Genomic DNA, 19210 nt, shown 5'->3' on the forward strand with positions numbered 1-19210 from the left:
CAAAGCAAAAGAACCAGATTCTCAACGATTTTAATACTCACGCGCCGGTGGATATAACGATGAAAGACCGTCTCTTCGCAAAACTTTCTGGGGTAGTGCTGGCTTGCGGCGTGATCGCCGGTTGTGCGAGCCAGCCGCCGGCGCCGCCGTCTGCCGAGGTGTTCAACAAGTCGCTGGCCGATGCGGACGCCGTCGCGAAATCGGGTGACCAGGACAAGGCGCTCGGCCTGTACCAGCAGCTCGCGAAGTCGGATCCGACGCGCGAGGAGCCGTGGTCGCGCATCGCGCAGATCCAGTTTGCCCAGAACCACTACGGCCAGGCGATCGTCGCCGCGCAGGAAGCACTGCAGCGCGACGCGACCGACCGTCAGGCGAAGAGCGTGCTCGCGGTCGCGGGGCTGCGGATCGCGACGCAGTCGCTCGGCGAACTGCGCCAGGATTCGTCGCTCGCAGGCGATGCGAAGTCGGACGCGCAGGCGCTCGCGAAGCAGCTGCGCGACACGCTCGGCGAATCGGCGCTGTTCCCGCCGGAGCAGAAGACGCAAACGCGCAAGGTCGTGCGTCGCCAGATTCACCGTCCGAAGGCCGGCGCCGGCGCTGCAACCGAGGTCGCCGCCGGTGCTGCCACCACGCCGACGGCGTCGGGCAACACCGCGCCGCAGAAGGGCGGCGCCGATCCGTTCAGCGCACTGCGCAACTGACCGCAACTGACGCGATAACCACAACTAACCTGGGAGCCGTCGAGATGGCCAAGAAAGAAAGCATTCAGAAAAGCTTGCAGAAAATACGGCCGCCGCGCGTCCAGCTGACCTACGAGGTCGAGAAGGGCGACGCGATCGAGGTAAAGGAACTGCCGTTCGTCGTCGGGGTCGTCGGCGATCTGGCGGGCCAGTCGGAAGTCGAGCAGCCGAAGCTGCGCGACCGCAAGTTCGTCAACATCGACCGTGACAACTTCGACGACGTGATGAAGGCGATCGAGCCGCGTGCCGCGTTCCAGGTGGAAAACCGCCTGAGCCCGGAAGGCGGCAAGTTCGCGGTCGACCTGAAGTTCCGTTCGCTGTCGGATTTCAACCCGGACGAAGTCGTCGAACAGGTCGAGCCGCTGCGCCGCCTGCTCGAGGCGCGCTCGAAGCTCGCCGACCTGCGCAACAAGCTCGCCGGCAACGACAAGCTCGAGGACCTGCTGTCCGAAGTGCTGAAGAACACGCAGCAGCTGCAGGAGCTCGCGAAGGGCACCGGCGGCGACAAAGACGGCGAATGACGACGGAGTGTTGAGATGAACCAGCAAACGGCTGCGGCCCAAGCGAGCGGCGCGGAATACGCCGCCGGGACTTCGCTGCTCGACGACATCGTCGAGAAGAGCAAGGTCGCGAAATCCGATTCCGAGCATGCACGTGCGAAGGACCTGATCGGCGAACTCGTGCACCAGGTGCTCGACGGCACGGTGATCGTGTCGGACAACCTGTCGGCGACGATCGACGCGCGCGTCGCGGAACTCGATCGCCTGATCTCCACGCAGCTGTCCGCGGTGATGCACGCGCCGGAATTCCAGCGCCTCGAAAGCACGTGGCGCGGGATGGATTACCTGGTCAAGGAAAGCAACACCGGCCAGACGATCAAGATCAAGGCGCTGCACGCACCGAAGCGCGACCTCGTGCGCGACTTCAAGGGCGCGAGCGAGTTCGACCAGAGCGCGCTGTTCAAGAAGGTCTACGAAGAAGAGTTCGGCACGTTCGGCGGCTCGCCGTTCGGTGCGCTGATCGGCGATTACGAGATCTCGCGCCAGCCGGAAGACATGTACTTCATCGAGCAGATGTCGCACGTCGCGGCGGCCGCGCACGCGCCGTTCATCGCGTCGGCGTCGCCCGAGCTGCTCGGCCTCGAGTCGTTTTCCGACCTCGGCAAGCCGCGCGATCTCGGCAAGGTGTTCGACACGGTCGAATACGCGAAGTGGAAGTCGTTCCGCGATTCGGAAGACTCGCGCTACGTCGGCCTCACGCTGCCGCGCTTCCTCGGCCGCCTGCCGTTCAATCCGAAGGACGGCCAGACGGCGGAGAACTTCAACTTCGTCGAGGACGTCGACGGCACCGAGCACGACAAGTACCTGTGGTGCAACGCGGCGTGGGCGTTCGCGGCACGCCTGACGGCCGCGTTCGACGACTTCGGCTGGTGCGCGGCGATCCGCGGCGTCGAGGGCGGCGGTCTCGTCGAGGACCTGCCGACGCACACGTTCAAGACCGACGACGGTGAAGTCGCGCTGAAGTGCCCGACCGAAATCGCGATCACCGATCGCCGCGAGAAGGAGCTGAGCGACCTCGGCTTCATCCCGCTCGTGCATTGCAAGAACTCGGATTACGCTGCGTTCTTCGCCGCGCAATCGGTGCAGAAACCGAAAAAATACAGCACCGACAGCGCGAATGCGAACGCCGTCCTGTCCGCCCAGCTTCAGTACATCTTCTCGGTATCGCGCGTCGCGCACTACCTGAAGGCGATGATGCGGGACAAGATCGGCAGCTTCGCATCGGCGCAGAACGTAGAGACTTTCCTCAACCGGTGGATTTCGCAGTACGTCCTGCTCGACGACAACGCATCGCAGGAACAGAAGGCGCAATTTCCGCTGCGCGAGGCATCCATACAAGTGTCGGAGATTCCGGGCAAGCCGGGCTCGTATCGTTCGGTCGCGTTCCTGCGTCCGCACTTTCAGCTCGACGAACTCTCGATTTCTCTGCGACTTGTCGCTGATCTGCCCAAACCGGCAAATTCATAAGCGAGTAAATCGCCCGGGCGGGCCGCCTGGGTAGGACGTTAAAACCACCTCTTTGGGGAGTCGAAGGGCCATGTTACATATGCACTTGCAGTTTGGTAGTCCGGCGGTGAAGGGTGAATCCGCGGACAAGGACCATCAAGGCTGGATCGAGCTGAAATCGTGGGATCACTCGATCGTTCAGCCGCGTTCGGCAACGGCATCGACCGCAGGCGGTCACACGATGACGCGCTGCGAGCACGGCGACATGATTTTCACGAAGGAAATCGATTCGTCGAGCCCGCTGCTGTATCAGCACGCGTCGGGCGGCACCACGTTCGATGAAGTGACGGTCCATTTCTCGCGCGCGGACGGTGAAGGCAAGCGCGTGCAGTATCTGGAAGTGAAGCTCAAGTACGTGATCATCTCGAGCATCGCACCGAGCGTTCGCGAAGAAGGTCTGCCGCTCGAGACGTTCTCGCTGAAGTACGCGGCCGTGCAGTGGAAGCAGACCCAGCAGAAGATCGGCGGCAACCAGGGCGGCAACACGCAAGGCGCCTGGAGCCTGACGAAGAACGACAAGACCTACGCGGTCTAAGGTCGGTTGCGGCAACGGGGCGCTCGGCGTCCCGTTGCCGTTTTCGCTGTGCACGCCGGCCGATGAAAAGATTCGAACCCAGTTTTCTCGACAAGCTGTTCGACGACGAACCGCATCTGCCGGCCTCGGCCGCGATGCGGCAATTGTCGCTGGACGAGCTCAAGAACACGGTCGCCCGCGACGTCGAGGCGATCCTCAACACTCGTATCGCGCACACCGAAATCGAGCTGGCCGCGCTGCCGGAATGCCAGAAGTCGGTGCTGACCTACGGGCTGAACGATTTCGCGGGGCTGAGCCTCGCGAGTCACTACGACCGCGCGTTCATCTGCAAGTCGATCCAGCAGGCAATCGCGCGCCACGAGCCGCGGCTGCAGCAGGTGCAGGTGACGTTCGAGCTGAACGAGCAGTCGACCAACGCGCTTTACTTCGCGATCCAGGCGCTGCTCGTCGTGCATCCGGCCGAGGAGCCGGTGAGTTTCGATGCGATGCTGCAGCCGTCGACGCTGCAGTATTCGGTCACGCGCGCACGCGCGGCCAGAATGCTGTGAATCGAGCTGCCGAGCGGGCCGGACCGCCCGGTGGTGGATCAGGGTCCGGCAGGAAATATTGAGGTTCGGGGTCGTCGATGGAAGAATTGCTGCCGTATTACGAGCGCGAATTATCGTTTTTGCGGCGCTATTCGCGAGATTTCGCCGAGCGCTATCCGAAGATCGCCGCGCGGCTCGCGTTGTCCGGCGAGCACTGCGAGGATCCGCACGTCGAGCGGATGATCGAGTCGTTCGCGCTGCTCGGCGCGCGCATCAACAAGAAGCTCGACGACGACTACCCGGAATTCACCGAAGCGCTGCTGGAAGTGCTGTATCCGCACTACCTGCGGCCGTTCCCGTCGTGCTCGATCGCGCAGTTCACGCCGGCGTCGCCCGGCCAGCAGACCGAACCGGTCGTGATCGACCGCGGCACCGAGCTGAAGAGCCGCCCGATCCGCGGCGTGCAGTGCCGGTTCCGCACCGCGTACGACGTGACGCTCGCGCCGATCCGCATCTCGGAGGCGCGCTACACGCCGGTCGCGCTCGCACCGAGCGCGACGGTGCTGCCGTCCAACGCGACGGGCGTGATCTCGATCACGTTCGAATCGCTCGCCGCGCAGCTCGATCTCGGCGCGCTGAAGCTGCCGACGCTGCGCGCGCACCTGCACGGCGAGCAGTCGTTCGTCGCCGCGCTGACCGACTGCCTGTTCGTCAACGTGCTCGGCGCGTACGTCGAGCCCGAGCGCAACGGCCGCTGGACCGCGCTGCGCAAGCTGCCGATCGCGCACGCCGGCTTCGACGAGGACGACGCGCTGATCGACTACCCGGCGAAGTCGCACCCCGCGTATCGCCTGCTCACCGAATACTTCGCGTTCCCCGACAAGTTCGATTTCGTCGATTTCGATCTTGCGGCGATCGCGCGCGCGTCGGGCCGCTGCCAGCGCGCGACGCTGCATCTGGTGCTGCAGGACGTGCGCAGCGATTCGCACGTCGCGCGGCTGCTCGAGTTGCTGACGGCCAGCCATTTCCGGCTGTTCTGCACGCCGATCGTCAACCTGTTCCGCCAGCATGGCGAGCCGATCCGCATCACGCACCGCGCGGTGTCGTACCCGGTGATCGCCGAAGCGCGCCGCGCGTTCGCGTACGAGGTGTACTCGATCGATTCGGTGAAGCTCGTCCGGCAGCAGGCGCATGAAGAATCGGTGATCGAGTTCCGGCCGTTCTATTCGCTGCATCACGGCGAATCGGCACGGATCGGCCACTACTGGTTCGCGCGCCGCAACGACTGGGTCGCGCAGAAAAGCCCCGGCTACGAGACCGAGATCTCGATCGTCGACATCGACTTCGAGCCGACCTCGCCGCAGACCGACACGCTGAGCCTCGACCTCACCTGCACGAACCGCGACCTGCCGGCGATGCTCGCCTTCGGCCTCGAAGGCGGCGACCTGTTCCAGGAAGGCGGCGCGCAGACGAGCGGCATCTCGATGCTGCGGCGCCCGACGCAGAGCGTGCGCTTCGAGCGCGGCCGCGCCGCGCACTGGCGGCTCGTGTCGCATCTCGCGCTGAACCACGTGTCGCTGGTCGCGCACGGGCTCGCGCCGCTCAAGGAAATGCTGACGCTGTACGACCTGCGGCGCACCGCCGTGTCGATGCGCCAGATCGACGGCCTCGCCGGCGTCGAGCAGCGCGGCGCCGTGCAGTGGCTGCCCGGCAAGCCGTTCGCGACCTTCGTGCGCGGCATCGAGATCCGCCTGACGATCGACGAGGAGCACTTCGTCGGCGCGAGCCTCGCGTCGTTCGTACGCGTGCTCGACAGCTTCTTCGGGCTGTACGTCCATCTCAACAGTTTCGTTCAACTAGTCGTGGTGTCGAAGCGCACCGGCGAGGAGATCATTCGATGCAAGCCCCGCACCGGCGAATCGATCCTGGCGTAGTCGACGCGCTGCTCGACGAGCCGCACCGCTTCGAGTTCTTCCAGGCGGTGCGCGTGCTCGAAGGGCTGTTCGCGCGGCAGGCGTCCGATGCCCCCGGCGCGTGGCGGCAGGGCGACGTCGTCGCGCAGCGCATCGAATTCCGCAACACGCTGTCGCTCGGCTTTCCGCCGAGCGAGATCGAAGGCGCCCGCTCGTTCGACGACGACGGCACGCTGCTCGACTCGGGCGAGGATCGCGGCGCCGCGCTCGCGGCCGGCGAGCTCGGTCACGTCGAACTGACACCCGCATTCTTCGGGCTGCTCGGCGGGCAGGGCGCGCTGCCGCTGCACTACACCGAGCAGATCGTCGCGCGCGAGCACCTGAAGCGCGACCACGCGGCGCGCGCCTTCTTCGACGTGTTCTCGAACCGCGCGACCGCGCTGTTCTACGCGGCGTGGAAGAAATACCGGCTGCCGTTCCATTACGAACTCGACCGCGACGAGCGCTACCTGCCGCTCCTGCTCGCGATCGCCGGCGTGCCGAGCGACGAGGTGCGCGACAGCCTCGCGGCCGGCGCGGGCGGCGTGCTCGACGAGGCCGTCGCCGGCTACGCGCTCGCCGCGCGGCACCGGCCGATGTCGGCCGCCTACCTGCAGCGCACGCTGTCCGATTACTTCCGCGTGCCGGTGAAGATCGACCAGTTCGTCGGCAAGTGGTACGACGTGCCGCCCGACCAGCTGAGCGTGCTCGGCGAGGTCAACGCGGTGCTCGGCGCGACGGCGCTCGTCGGCGAACGCGTATGGCAGCGCGACATGCGCGCGCGGATCGTCGTCGGCCCGCTGTCCAAGCGCGACTACGAGGCGTTCCTGCCCGGCGGCGCGCAGGCCGTCGCGCTCGAGCGGATGCTGACGCTGCTCGCCGGCGTCACGCTCGAATACGAGGTGAAGCTCGTGTTGAAACGCACCGAGGTCGGTGCAAGTGTGCTCGGCGCGGGCTCGCGGCTCGGCTGGGACGCGTTCCTCTGCACGCGCGACGCGGCCGAAGACCGCTCGGACGCTCGCTACGAACTGCACGTGATTCACTGATTCCGAACGACAACAAACAATCGAACCTGAGATCGACGCCATGAGCACGCCCCTGAAGACCCTGATCACGAAACTGAACCCGCTGTGCCGGCACGCGACCGAGCGCGCGGCGAGCGCGTGCCTGGCGCGCGGCCATTACGAGGTCGATCTGGAGCATCTGTTTCTCGCGCTGCTCGACCAGGCGACGGGCGACCTGCCGCTCGCGTTGCGTGCGAGCCGCGTCGATCCGCATGCGCTGCGCGCCGATCTCGAGCGCGAACTCACGCGCCTGAAGACGGGCAACACGCGCACGCCGGTGTTTTCCGTGCACCTGATCACGCTGTTCGAACAGGCCTGGTTGATCGCGTCGCTCGATTCGCAGCTCGGCCGCATCCGTTCGGGGCACCTGCTGCTCGCGCTGCTGACCGCGCCCGATCTCGCGCAGTTCGCGCAGCGCATGTCGTCGCAGTTCGCGGAAATGAACGTGACGGACCTGAAGCACAAGTTCGACGAGATCATGGCCGGTTCGAGCGAAGCCGAGCCGCGCCAGGCGGATGCGGAAGGCAGCGACGTCGCGCCGGCCGCCGACGGCGCCGCGCCCGCGGCCGGCCCGTCGAAGACGCCCGCGCTCGACACGTACACGACCAACCTCACGCAGCGCGCGCGTGACGGCAAGATCGACCCGGTGATCGGCCGCGAAGCCGAGATTCGCCAGGCGATCGACATCCTGATGCGTCGTCGCCAGAACAACCCGATCATGACCGGCGAGGCCGGCGTCGGCAAAACGGCGGTCGTCGAGGGTCTCGCGCTGCGGATCGCGGCCGACGACGTGCCGCCGCCGCTGCGCGGCGTCGCGCTGCACGTGCTGGACATGGGCCTGCTGCAGGCCGGCGCGAGCGTGAAGGGCGAGTTCGAGAACCGCCTGAAGAGCGTGATCGACGAGGTGAAGAAGAGCGCGCACCCGATCATCCTGTTCATCGACGAGGCGCACACGATCATCGGCGCGGGCGGCCAGGCCGGCCAGAACGACGCGGCGAACCTGCTGAAACCGGCGCTCGCGCGCGGCGAGCTGCGCACGATCGCCGCGACGACCTGGAGCGAATACAAGAAGTACTTCGAGAAGGATGCGGCGCTCGCGCGGCGCTTCCAGGTCGTGAAGGTCGAGGAGCCGAGCGAGCCGCTCGCGGCCGCGATGCTGCGCGGGATGTCCGGGTTGATGGAGAAGCACTTCAACGTACGGATTCTCGACGATGCGATCACCGAGGCCGTGCGCCTGTCGCATCGCTACATCAGCGGCCGCCAGCTGCCGGACAAGGCGATCAGCGTGCTCGACACCGCGTGCGCGAAGGTCGCGCTCGCGCACAGCGCGACGCCGGCGGCGATCGACGACACGAAGAAGCGCATCGAGCGCATCGACGCGGAAATCGCGTCGCTGGAGCGCGAAGCGGCGGGCGGCGCCGCGCACGACGAGCGCCTGGGCGAGCTGCGCGGCGCGCGCGACACGGCGCTCGCACAATTGACCGAGGACGAAGCGCGCTATGAAGCCGAGCGCGCGATCGTCGTCGAGATCACCGAACTGCGTGACACGCTCGACCGGGCGCGCGGTCCGTCGGAAGACGGCGAGCCGGTCGACGTGTCGGCCACGCGCGAGAAGCTGGCCGAACGCGTCGCGGCGCTGCACGCGCTGCAGGGCGGCGAGCCGATGGTGCCGCTGCAGGTCGACGGCCACGTCGTCGCCGAGATCGTCGCCGCGTGGACCGGCATTCCGCTCGGCCGGATGGTGAAGGATGAAATCGACACCGTGCTGAACCTGCAGCCGCTGCTGACCGCGCGCGTGATCGGCCAGGACCATGCGCTCGACGCGATCGCGCAGCGCGTGCGCACGGCGACCGCGAACCTCGAGGATCCGAACAAGCCGCGCGGCGTGTTCATGTTCGTCGGGCCGTCGGGCGTCGGCAAGACCGAGACGGCCCTCGCGCTGGCCGACATCCTGTACGGCGGCGAGCGCAAGATGGTCACGATCAACATGAGCGAGTACCAGGAAGCGCACAGCGTGTCGGGCCTGAAGGGCTCGCCGCCGGGCTACGTCGGCTACGGCGAGGGCGGCGTGCTGACCGAGGCCGTGCGCCGCAACCCGTATTCCGTCGTGCTGCTCGACGAGGTCGAGAAGGCGCATCCGGACGTGCTCGAGATGTTCTTCCAGGTGTTCGACAAGGGCACGATGGACGACGCCGAAGGGCGCGAGATCGACTTCCGCAATACGCTGATCATCCTGACGTCGAACGTCGGATCGGCTGCGGTGATGCAGGCGTGCCTGAACAAGCCGGCCGAGGAACTGCCCGATCCGGACGCGCTCGCCGAGGCGCTGCGCCCGCAGCTGTACAAGACGTTCAAGCCCGCGTTCCTCGGCCGGATGAAGGTCGTGCCGTACTACCCGATTTCCGACGACGTGCTGGCCGAGATCATCGAGCTGAAGCTTGAACGGATCCGTCGCCGCATCGAAGCGAACCACAAGGCCGCGTTCGAGTGGGACGAATCGCTCGTCGACGCGGTGCTCGCGCGCTGCACCGAGGTCGATTCGGGTGCCCGCAACGTCGACCACATTTTGAACGGCACGCTGCTGCCGGAGATCGCGGGCCACGTGCTCGGCCGGATCGCCGACGGCGCGGCCATCGCGCGCATCGCCGTGCGCGCGGACGAGGCCGGCGAATTCGCCTATACGGTCGAATGAGCCTCCGCACGCGACATCTCATGCATCAACGGATTCACTGAACCATGCCGATCAATCTCCCCGAGCTGCTGACGCCGATCAGCGATGCGTCGCCCAGCGGCGACGACCTGCTGTTCTCGAACGAATTCGACGCGATCCAGGACGCGCGGCGCTACGACGATCCGACGCTCGACCAGGGCGAGTGGGTGACCGAGATCAAGGAGGCCGACTGGGGCTTCGTCGTCGATCATGCGGGCGCGCTGCTGCGCACGCGCACCAAGGACCTGCGGCTCGCCGTGTGGCTGACCGAGGCGCTCGCGCTGGAGGACGGCATCACCGGCCTCACCGAAGGCTATGCGCTGCTGGAAGGCCTGTGCCGCGACTACTGGGACACCGTGCATCCGCTGCCGGAAGGCGACGACGTCGAATACCGGCTCGGCAACGTCGCGTGGCTGTCCGGCCGCACGGCCGAGCTGCTGCGCGGCATTCCGGTGACCGACGGCGCATCGAACGCGTTCACCACGCTCGACTGGGAAGTCGCGCAGCATGTGGCGCAGGCCGTGAAGCGCGACCCGGAACATGCGGACGACATCGCGCGCGGCAAGCCGTCGGTCGAGCAGGTCGATGCGTCGCGGCGCGTGACGTCGATCGCGTTCTACACGACGCTGCTCGCGAACCTGAAGGCGTTCGAAATCTCGCTCGACGCGTTCGAGGAGCGGCTCGTCGAACGCGCCGGCGATTCGGCGCCGAGCTTCCGGCAGACGCGCGACGCGTTCGAGACCGTGTACCGGCTCGTCGAGCGCTTCGCGCGCGAGCAGGGCTATACGGGCAGCGTGCCGCATGCGCCGTCGGCGCCGCAGGCGCAGCCCGAGCGCATCGAGCCGAGCTTCGGCGACGCGTTCCACACCGAGGAGACCCATGTGCAGTCGCAGACCGCTCCGCGTCCGCCGGTGACGCAAATGATCGCCGGCATCCAGAACCGTGCGCAGGCCGTCGACCAGCTGCGTGCGGTCGCGCGCTACTTCCGCCAGACCGAGCCGCACAGCCCGGTCGCGTATCTCGCGGACAAGGCCGCCGAATGGGCCGACATGCCGCTGCACAAGTGGCTCGAGAGCGTCGTGAAGGACGACGGGTCGCTGTCGCACATCCGCGAGCTGCTGGGGGTGAGGCCCGACGAGCAGTCGTGAGCCGCCGCTTGTTGACCTGAGAGCGCGGGCCCGGCGGGCTCGCGATGAACGAGAAGAAGGGTGACGCATGAACGTGACCGAACTGGCACAGGCGATTCGTGGTGGCCTGATCCAGCAGGATCGGCTGCTGAAGACGGATATCCCGTCGCTGCCGAACAATGCGCTCGTGCCGCGCCGCGCCGTGACCCGTTCGGCGCTCGGCCGCGATTTCAGCGTGGCGCTCGATCTGGTGTCCACCGCGAGCGACGTCGAGCTCAAGACGCTGATCGCGCAGCCGATCACGCTGTGGATCCAGCAGCCGGACAAGTCGTATCTGCCGATCAACGGCTATGTCCACACGGCGCGACGGCTCGGCGCCGACGGCAGCCTGTCGAGTTACCAGCTGCGCTTCGCGTCGTGGATGCATTTCCTCAAGTTCCGCAGCGACATGCGGTACTGGCAGGACCAGCCGGTCGACGCGATTCTCTCCGACGTGTTCGATACGCATCCGCAGGCCAGAGGCCAATACCAGTTCGCGTTGTCGAAACCGTTGCCGTCCCGGTCGTACTGTCGCCAGAGCGAAACCGACTGGAACTTCGTGCACCGGCTGATGGAGGACGAAGGGCTGTTCGGGTTCTGGCGGCACAGCGAAGACGGGAACGCGCATACGCTCGTCATCACCGACGACGTGCATGCGGTCGATGCGCTGTACCCGAATGTCGTTACGTTCGATCGTTCCGGCAGCGGCACCGAAACCGCCGGGTTTACGCAATGGACCGCATCGCGGACGTTGCAAAGCACGCTGCACACGACGCGCACGTTCGACTACAAAGCGCCGTCGTCGGCGGGCAATCCGAACGGCACGTCGCTGCCGACCAAGGCCGGCCAGGGCGACCTGCCGGGCCAGGCGGAAATCTACGAATATACCGGCGCGTACACGTATCCGGGCCAGGACCGCGGCGAACACCTGTCGAAGATTCGTCTCGAGGAATGGGAGTCGCGCGCGAAGCGCTTCTTCGGTGTGGGCGGCGTGCGCGCGATCGATGCCGGCCGGCGCTTCACGCTGAGCGGTCATCCCGAGCACGATCGCGATTCGGCGAGCGAGCGCGAGTTCGCGGCCATCGGCGTCACGCGGTACATCGAGAACAATCTGCCGGTTTCGGACCACGAAGCGAGTTTTCCGCATAGCCTGCAGGACCAGCTGGCGCAGGTGAAGGCCGGTCACGGGGAAGCGGCTGCGTTCCAGGTCGCGCATGACGACGGCTCCGCCGGGTTCTATCTCGTCGAGGTCGAAGCGCAGCGCGCGAGCGTGCCGTACCGCAGCCCGTTCGAGCATCGCAAGCCCGCGATGCAGCTCGAGACGGCGATCGTCGTCGGGCCGAAGGGCGAAGAGGTTTATACGGACGAGCTGAACCGGATCAAGGTCATGTTCGTCTGGGACCGCCAGAGCGAAGGCCGCGAGAACGCGTCGTGCTGGATGCGTGTCGTGCAGTCCGATGCCGGCGGCGGGTACGGCGGCGTGCATATTCCGCGGGTCGGCGAGGAAGTGCTGATCGGCTACATCGGCGGCGACTGCGACCGGCCGATCGTCATGCATCGCGTGTACAACGGTGCGACCAGGCCGCAGTGGCATAGCAACGGGATCCTGTCGGGCTTCCGGTCGAAGGAGTATGCGGGATCGGGGCACAACGAGATGGTGCTCGACGACGCGACCGGGCAGAACCGCGCGCGCCTGTTCAGCAGCAGCGCGAATTCGCTGCTTCACCTCGGTTATCTGATCGAGCAGAACGGCAATACGCGCGGTGCGTATCTCGGCTCCGGCTTCGACCTGCGCACGGATGCGTACGGTGCGATGCGTGCCGGGCAGGGCCTGTACGTGACGACGCATCCGAAGCAGGCGAACAGCCAGCCGCTCGACGTGAGCGAAGCGAAGCAGCAGCTTGGCAATGCTGAGGGGCTGATCGAATCGATGTCGCAGGTCAGCGAGATGCATCAGGCGGAGAGTCTCGGCACCGGTCGCGATGCGCTCAAGCAATTCGCCGAGGCGACGCAGAACAGCGTGGCGGGGGCGGCCTCGGGTGGCGGCAGGACTGCAGGCGGCGGGACGGGGAATGCGAATGCGTTCAAGGAGCCGGTGATGCTGTTCGCGAGCCCGGCGGGGATCGGGGTGGCGTCGCAGCAGTCGGTGCATCTGGCAAGCGACCGGCAGACCAATATCGTCAGTGGTCAAAGTACGTTCATCATCAGCGGGAAGTCTCTGATCGCCGGCATCCGGGATCGCATCAGCCTGTTCGCGCAGAACGCCGGGATGAAGCTGTTCGCCGCGAAGGGCAAGGTCGAGGTTCAGGCGCATGCGGACAGCATCGAACTCACAGCGCAGAAGACCGTGAAGATGATGGCGGCGACCGAGGCCGTCGACGTGGCCGCGAAGCAGGAGATCCTGCTCACGTCGGGTGGCGCCTATATCCGGATCAAGGGCGGCAACATCGAGATTCACGCGCCGGGGAAGGTAGATTTCAAGGGCGCTCAGCACCAGTTCAGCGGACCGACGAGCATGCAGTATCCGCTGCCCGCGATGCCGGGCGGCACGTGCAAGCAATGCGTGCTGAATGCACATAGCGGTCGTGAATCGATGGTTGAGGCGGATTGATGGACGAAGTCAACGATACGGGTGACACCATCGAGATGGCGGCGGATGGGCCCAATCCGCGCGAGTGTGAATGGCCGGCGTTCGTGGAGACGCTGAAGGCATCGCTGGAGCACGAGGCCGGCGACGGCAGACCGATGCGTCTGTACGTGCTCGTCGACACGCGCGGTTATCAGGAGCTGGACACGCAGCTGGCAGCCGTGCGCGGCCTGCGTTACGCGTCCCTTTGGACCGATACCGGGCTGGATGCCTATACGGATATCGCACCGTACCTGATTGCGTTCGACAGTCGCGCACTCGACGGCGGGGATGCGGAGCAGCATCGCGTGCTGCGTCAACTATGGCTGGACGCCGTCGATCTGCATGCGGTGACGTGGTTGTGCTCGGCGTGGTCGTTCGACGCGCTGGATGCGCATCTGCGCCAGTACGTGAAGTACGCGCTGCCGAACGGTCGCGCGTACTACCTGTTCTTCTTCGACAATCATGTATTCGGGCGGCTCCGACAGGTGTGGAGCGACACGCAGGCGCGGCGGTTCGTCGCGCCGTTTAGCGAGATCCGATATCGCGATCGTCGGCTCGACGAAGTCGTGTGGCGCAACGACACGCCGGCGGTTGAAGGTGTGATGTCGGCAAGCGACGCACCGGACCTCAGCGAGCGGCAGCACGCGCTACTGATCGAGCTCGGGTACCCGGACAAGCTCGTGCTGAAGTTTCGCGAGACGATGGCGGCGGTGGTCGATCACCTGTCCGATGCGGAACTCCATGATCAGGTTGTCGAGCAACTCGAACGCGCAGCAGCGCACGGGATTGCCGAAGAAGCGGAATTGCAGTGCTACGTGATGACGGGCGTGCTGGTTGCGCCCCGGTTCGACGAGCATCCGGCGGTGCGGGTGTGCCTTGGGGCCGTGGCTCATGGAGAGACGACGCTCAATGACGCACTGGCGACGATCGACGACGCGACATGGGATGCGATTCGCGATGCGCACGAGCGGGAATCGATGGAGGTGCGTCGTGGCGTGGCGTAGGTCAGTACCGGCGATGTGCCTGGTTGCGGCGGCTTTGAGCGCGTGTGGCAAGTCGGAGCCGACATATAGCGGCGTTTCGGTCATCGCTCACAACTATCTGCCGTACAACCTGGACGGATTTACGATCACCGATGCCCACGGAAACAAGGCGGGTGGGGGGAACAGCTTGCCGGGTGGTGGGGGCGGGTTAGCTTGTTGTTACAAGCTCCAGGGTACCGAGTTCACGGTCAAATGGAATTATGTCGACGTCGACCAGTGGCACAAAGGTAACGAGGAAACGCTTCATGCCGAGGCAAAGGCCACGTTGTCGCAGTCGAATGTTCCGGAGAAGGTGGGCGATCGAATTCTCGAAGTTCACTTCTATCCGGATCGCCACGTCGAACTTCAGTTCCCAGGTGCGCTGATTAATGGATCGCGTATTCAGATGACCGAGGTGTCGCGCTGGATGACGAGCCAGTTTCAGGAGCAATTGAACAAACGATACGACGAGCGTGATGACCAGCAGTTTCGTCGCATCGCACGTGTCGTTGCTGCAGCGTGGTTGAAATACAGGCTGACTGAGATCGATGACTTGAAGCAGTACGCTTACTACAACGTGCTGGTGAATAGCCGGTTCGACGCGCATCCTGAGATTCAGCGAGTCCTGAAAGCGGCTGCCAATCGACCCGGTGCGTTCGCAGCGTCGATGCGATCTCTGCCGAGGAACGTGCTCTCCGAGTTGACGAGCGACAAATTCGAGTCGGTGACCGTCCCGATGATTCCGGACGGCTTGTTGCCGCTGCCGCGAACACCGGAGGCGATGCGGGCGATTCGAGCGACAAGAAGCGGACGTGTCTGACGGCGTGGAAGTGCTACCGGTGCAGTCCGTACGTCGGCAACGCATGTTGGACAATATTCGGAAGGAAAATATCAGTGAATAGAGCAACGAGATTTTCGAGGCTGGCGAATCGTGTCCTGGCGGGGTGCCTGCTCGTGACGGCTATGGCGGCGTGCGGGAAATCGGAGCCGACATACAACGGGATTTCTGTCATAGGCCGGAATTATCTGCCGTACAACATGAGTGGTTTCACGATCACCGACGAATTTGGCAACACGGCGAGTGGCGGCGGCGACGACCCGCCGGGAGCCGGCGGCGGCAGCGTGAAGTGTTGCTACAAGCTCAAGGGCACGGAATTTGTCGTCAAGTGGAATTACTACGATGTCGACCAGTGGCATAAGGGCGACAAGCAGATGTTCCACGGTGAGACGAAGGTATCGATGCCGCAGTCCCAGACACCCGACGATGTGGGGGGCCGGATTCTCGAAGTGCATTTCTTCCCGGATCGGCATGTCGAATTTCAGTTTCCAGGTCAGTTGCTTGATGATGCACGTCTGCCGATCGTCGATGTTGTGAAGTGGATGAAGCAGTACCAGACGCAACTCGATAGACGATACGATGAGCGCCAAGATCAGCAGTTTCGACGTGTCGCTCGTATCGTCGCGTCGGCATGGTTGAAATATCGTCTGACGGACCGTGACGATTTGGAGCAGTACACATACTTCAGTTTGCTCATTAACAGCCGATTCGATGCGCATCCGGAGGCTCAGCGCATCTTGAAGACCGCAGCCAGCCAGCCAGGTGCATTTGCGAAGTGGGCGCTGTCGGTTCCAAATCACGTGCGCTTCGAGGTAGCGAGCGGGAAATTCGTGTCGGTGGCCGTGCCGCCGATTGCTGACGGTTTGCTGCCACAGTCGCGCGTGGAGGAGAAACTGCATGGTTGAGAAAATCAAGCTTGATCCGGACGACGCAACGCCGATGTCGGTGAATTCGCAACTGGTTTCCCAGAATGCGAATCTCTATCCGAAGGGTGACTGCATGCCATGTGGCGCGACGATTCGCATGGGGTTCTTTTTTGATGCCTTTGGTCGTAACGCGGATCTCGACGACAAGGCAAGTTCCCGATACTCGAATATCTGCCGCTTATGGGAGGCTCACCGCGATAACGACGACTCGCGTCGTCCGGTCAATCAGTTCTGGTACCGCTTCTACTATTCGGGGTTGGGCACGCCGCTGAACGAGTCAGCCAAGGCCGACGAATTGATCAATGCAGGCGTAGCCGCCGGCAAGATGGCGGGCAAGAAGGCATTGAGCGGCGCGGAGTCGGTCGCCAAGTCGTTCACGCGCGTTAATACGCCAATCAAACAAGCGAGCGTGAAAAAGCGTGTCGACGACGTCAAGAAGCAACTCGTCGATGGGTTTCTCGAGGGGGATTTTTCGCTTCGACCAATCGACAAAGCATTCCAGAATCTTCGGAAGGATATCGAGCGCATCCCCGATCAGGCGCGGCGTGTGATGAACGTGTTGAATGCATCGCCGGAGCGTTACTGGGAACGAACCAAGGCTACCGGAACGCTGCTGTGGCGCAACGCGAAGAACGACTTCAAGAACAACGTCAAAGGCGCTCCGATGAAGGCCGGCTGGGCGGTCGCGCGCAGCCTTTTTGTCGGTATAGCGATGGAGAACGTGCCGATCGTGCGTGACAATTCCGTCATGGCCAAAGCTTTCGGCACAGGTGTCGATACGCGGTTGATCGCAGCCAAGGATCAGTTCAAGGCTGCGTACGAGGTCGTCAAGAAGCAGATGCCGAAAGTTCGGGTGATCGAGGTGTCGGTGTTCGGCGCGGATCGAGGGTGCGTGCTCGCACGTGCGTTCATCAACGATCTGGCGGAGAAATACAAGCGCAGGGACGACACGGATCTCGCTATTGAAGGCGTGCCGATTCAGATCAAGTTCGTCGGATTGCTCGATGCAGTTTCGTCCATCATGTCGGAGGAGGCCGGCGAGTTGATCGGAATGGTGCCTTATCTGGGTATGCTCAAAACCAGCTTCAAGGATCGTCCTCTCGCCATCCCGGCCAGTGTGCAGCGCTGCGTTCATTTTGCCGCTGCGCATGAGATGCGCTTCTATCAGCGTCTCGACAGTCTCGAGAAAACTCGTGGCGAACAGTTTCTCTATCCGGGTACGAGCAGCGATGTCGTGGGTGGTGCACCAAATGGTTCGCTTGGTCTGAATGCCGAATTGATGCGGGTACCTTTGCGCGACATGCTGTTGGAAGCACTAAAGGCGGGTGCAGTGATGGATACGATGGAGGATCTCTATCTCTACAAGAACGATACGTTCGGCAGATTCACGATCGCCCAACCCATCAACTGCGACGGTAAGCAATATCGCATCAAGCAACTGGTCGATGCCTACCGTACCCTCGTCCCCCGCAAGCCCGGCGCCGACTTCATGGAGCATTCGAAAGTCTTCATGCGCTGGATCGCAGCCCGCTACATGGATCCCGACTTCCGCCGCACGATTGCCGACCCGGTTGCCGACTGGAAACGCAACATGAGCGACGCCGACCTGCAGCGCAAGACGGCGAAGTCGCAACTCGACTGGGAACTGCAGCGACAAGGCATCAACATGAGCATGCTGGCCAGCCGCAGCCAGGAGGACCAGGCGAAGCTGCGGGGCATGAAGGCAGCGAGCGACGCGGCACAAAAGCGCTATGAGAAGCTGATCGCGGAAGCGCCGAAGGACTATTCGACGGTCTGGGAGCGTCTCGAGAAGGAAGCGGCAAAGAAGCTGCGCCGCGCGTCGTATCAGGACGGCCTGAAGCAATCCGCCGAGCGTATCCGTAACATGCCGGATTCGTGGGACTCCAATAACAAGGCGAGCGCGGACGCGATCGAGGCGGCTATGCTGCCGGAAGCCGAGATGGAGCTGGTGTCGGCCTGGAAGGAAGGGGTCGAAGGCAAGCATCCGCTTCCGCAGGAGGTCATGGCGCTGTTCGACATGCTTGTCCACGATACGTTGTTGACGAGCTGGCAAGACCACGTGCTGGCGCCGTCACTGTACTTCCGCACTCGCGACAAGGATACGTTCGGGTCGAGCGATCTCGCAAAGGAAGCGAAGCAGCGCAAGAAAGACGATCTTGCCGCGGCACGTATCGACCAGGCGGCCAAGCAGAGCCAGGAATGGGCGCGGGGCTACAAGGGCGGCACAACTCCCCCCATTCATTGAGCGGCGTTGCTGGATGACGGAGCGCGTGCCTCGCTGTCTGTCAGGGAAGAGCGCTCCGGGAGATGACCGCCATATTCGAATGCTGAACCGCCGAACATCGACTCACGGCAGATTCAGCATGGCGCCTGGTCTACAAGCAACTCCGCGAAACCGGCCTGCACGTCCGCATCACGCACCGCTGGCGCGATTCCGCGCGCGCCGTGCTTTGCGCCGCACCGCATGCTTTTTGCGATCCTCGATCCAAGGCAGCAGCGAAATGCTCACCGCACACAGCATCAACCCGCCGACCAAGGCGAACAGGCCGAACCCGATTTCTCGTACCCATTCCCCGCCCACAACCGCTTCGTTGCGCCGCGCAATACCCGGAAACATCGGCGAAACGCGCAGACCATCGTTCGCGGCCTCGCTGCAATACGTCTTCGTGAACGCGGCGAACTGTTCGCGATCGATGTTCGACGCGGCGGAGCGCGAATAAACAGGCGACCCGGCAGGCTGCCACGTCGTGTCGTAGTGCTGCGTTTGCCCGGCACCATAGCGGAAGACGGCGCGCGCCTCCCATGTCACGTCGGACTTGCCATATCGCAGAGACAACTCGCATCGCTCGACAAAGGCGGGGACATGAGGCCATGCGCCAGCGCGAACGAGGATGGCCGAATTGATGACGCCCGATGCGCCCACCAGCACGAAGACCGCACCGAAAACCAGAAGAATGGCCGATCGCAAGCAGCGCAGAGCGAATTTCATCGGAATTGCTGGATTCTCGCCATGC

The 19210-nt window shown here is 64.2% G+C and carries 15 protein-coding genes; 14 read left to right on the forward strand and 1 reads right to left on the reverse strand.

What is annotated here, in order from left to right; all coding sequences use genetic code 11:
- The first annotated feature begins 59 nt into the window (after positions 1–59).
- From U4012_RS22950 to U4012_RS23015, 14 genes are all read left to right on the forward strand, one after another.
- Positions 60–701: a tetratricopeptide repeat protein gene (locus U4012_RS22950; RefSeq protein WP_044845931.1), complete on the forward strand. Its 642-nt coding sequence runs from the start codon at positions 60–62 to the stop codon at positions 699–701.
- 44 nt (positions 702–745) lie between these two features.
- Positions 746–1261, forward strand: a complete 516-nt coding sequence (tssB, locus tag U4012_RS22955; RefSeq protein ID WP_059465242.1) for a type VI secretion system contractile sheath small subunit — start codon at positions 746–748, stop codon at positions 1259–1261.
- Between the two features lie 15 nt (positions 1262–1276).
- On the forward strand, positions 1277–2767 hold the full coding sequence (tssC, locus tag U4012_RS22960; RefSeq protein ID WP_006751237.1) for a type VI secretion system contractile sheath large subunit: 1491 nt from the start codon (positions 1277–1279) through the stop codon (positions 2765–2767).
- A gap of 70 nt (positions 2768–2837) precedes the next feature.
- Complete coding sequence (locus U4012_RS22965) at positions 2838–3341, forward strand: Hcp family type VI secretion system effector (RefSeq protein WP_006477093.1); 504 nt, start codon at positions 2838–2840, stop codon at positions 3339–3341.
- A 62-nt stretch (positions 3342–3403) separates the two neighbouring features.
- On the forward strand, positions 3404–3889 hold the full coding sequence (gene tssE / locus U4012_RS22970; RefSeq protein ID WP_044845929.1) for a type VI secretion system baseplate subunit TssE: 486 nt from the start codon (positions 3404–3406) through the stop codon (positions 3887–3889).
- A gap of 77 nt (positions 3890–3966) precedes the next feature.
- Entirely contained in the window at positions 3967–5802 is a 1836-nt protein-coding gene (gene tssF / locus U4012_RS22975) for a type VI secretion system baseplate subunit TssF (protein ID WP_124487868.1), read from the forward strand.
- Positions 5766–6866, forward strand: coding sequence for a type VI secretion system baseplate subunit TssG (gene tssG / locus U4012_RS22980; RefSeq protein ID WP_257775214.1), 1101 nt, complete (start codon positions 5766–5768; stop codon positions 6864–6866). Before tssF ends, tssG begins: the two co-directional genes overlap by 37 nt.
- A 40-nt stretch (positions 6867–6906) precedes the next feature.
- Positions 6907–9576, forward strand: a complete 2670-nt coding sequence (gene tssH / locus U4012_RS22985; RefSeq protein WP_321801739.1) for a type VI secretion system ATPase TssH — start codon at positions 6907–6909, stop codon at positions 9574–9576.
- A 44-nt stretch (positions 9577–9620) separates the two neighbouring features.
- Complete coding sequence (tssA, locus tag U4012_RS22990) at positions 9621–10742, forward strand: type VI secretion system protein TssA (protein ID WP_321801741.1); 1122 nt, start codon at positions 9621–9623, stop codon at positions 10740–10742.
- 67 nt (positions 10743–10809) lie between these two features.
- Positions 10810–13371: a type VI secretion system Vgr family protein gene (locus U4012_RS22995; protein WP_321801743.1), complete on the forward strand. Its 2562-nt coding sequence runs from the start codon at positions 10810–10812 to the stop codon at positions 13369–13371.
- Entirely contained in the window at positions 13371–14393 is a 1023-nt protein-coding gene (locus U4012_RS23000; protein WP_321801745.1) for a DUF4123 domain-containing protein, read from the forward strand. The genes U4012_RS22995 and U4012_RS23000 overlap by 1 nt, the downstream gene beginning before the upstream one ends.
- Positions 14394–14406: 13 nt before the next feature.
- Positions 14407–15231, forward strand: a complete 825-nt coding sequence (locus U4012_RS23005) for a DUF3304 domain-containing protein (protein ID WP_052664705.1) — start codon at positions 14407–14409, stop codon at positions 15229–15231.
- Positions 15232–15374: 143 nt separating this feature from the next.
- Complete coding sequence (locus tag U4012_RS23010) at positions 15375–16154, forward strand: hypothetical protein (protein WP_321801846.1); 780 nt, start codon at positions 15375–15377, stop codon at positions 16152–16154.
- Positions 16147–18441: a DUF2235 domain-containing protein gene (locus tag U4012_RS23015; RefSeq protein WP_321801748.1), complete on the forward strand. Its 2295-nt coding sequence runs from the start codon at positions 16147–16149 to the stop codon at positions 18439–18441. The genes U4012_RS23010 and U4012_RS23015 overlap by 8 nt, the downstream gene beginning before the upstream one ends.
- Before the next feature lie 168 nt (positions 18442–18609).
- On the opposite strand, the gene U4012_RS23020 is transcribed toward U4012_RS23015, so the two are convergent.
- Positions 18610–19185 carry a DUF3592 domain-containing protein gene (locus tag U4012_RS23020; RefSeq protein ID WP_321801750.1) on the reverse strand — a complete coding sequence of 192 codons (576 nt, stop codon included), beginning with the start codon at positions 19183–19185 and terminating at the stop codon, positions 18610–18612.
- Positions 19186–19210 lie beyond the last annotated feature (25 nt).

Origin of the sequence: Burkholderia sp. BCC1988 (genome assembly GCF_905339895.1) — a bacterium.
Classification (GTDB): Bacteria; Pseudomonadota; Gammaproteobacteria; order Burkholderiales; family Burkholderiaceae; genus Burkholderia.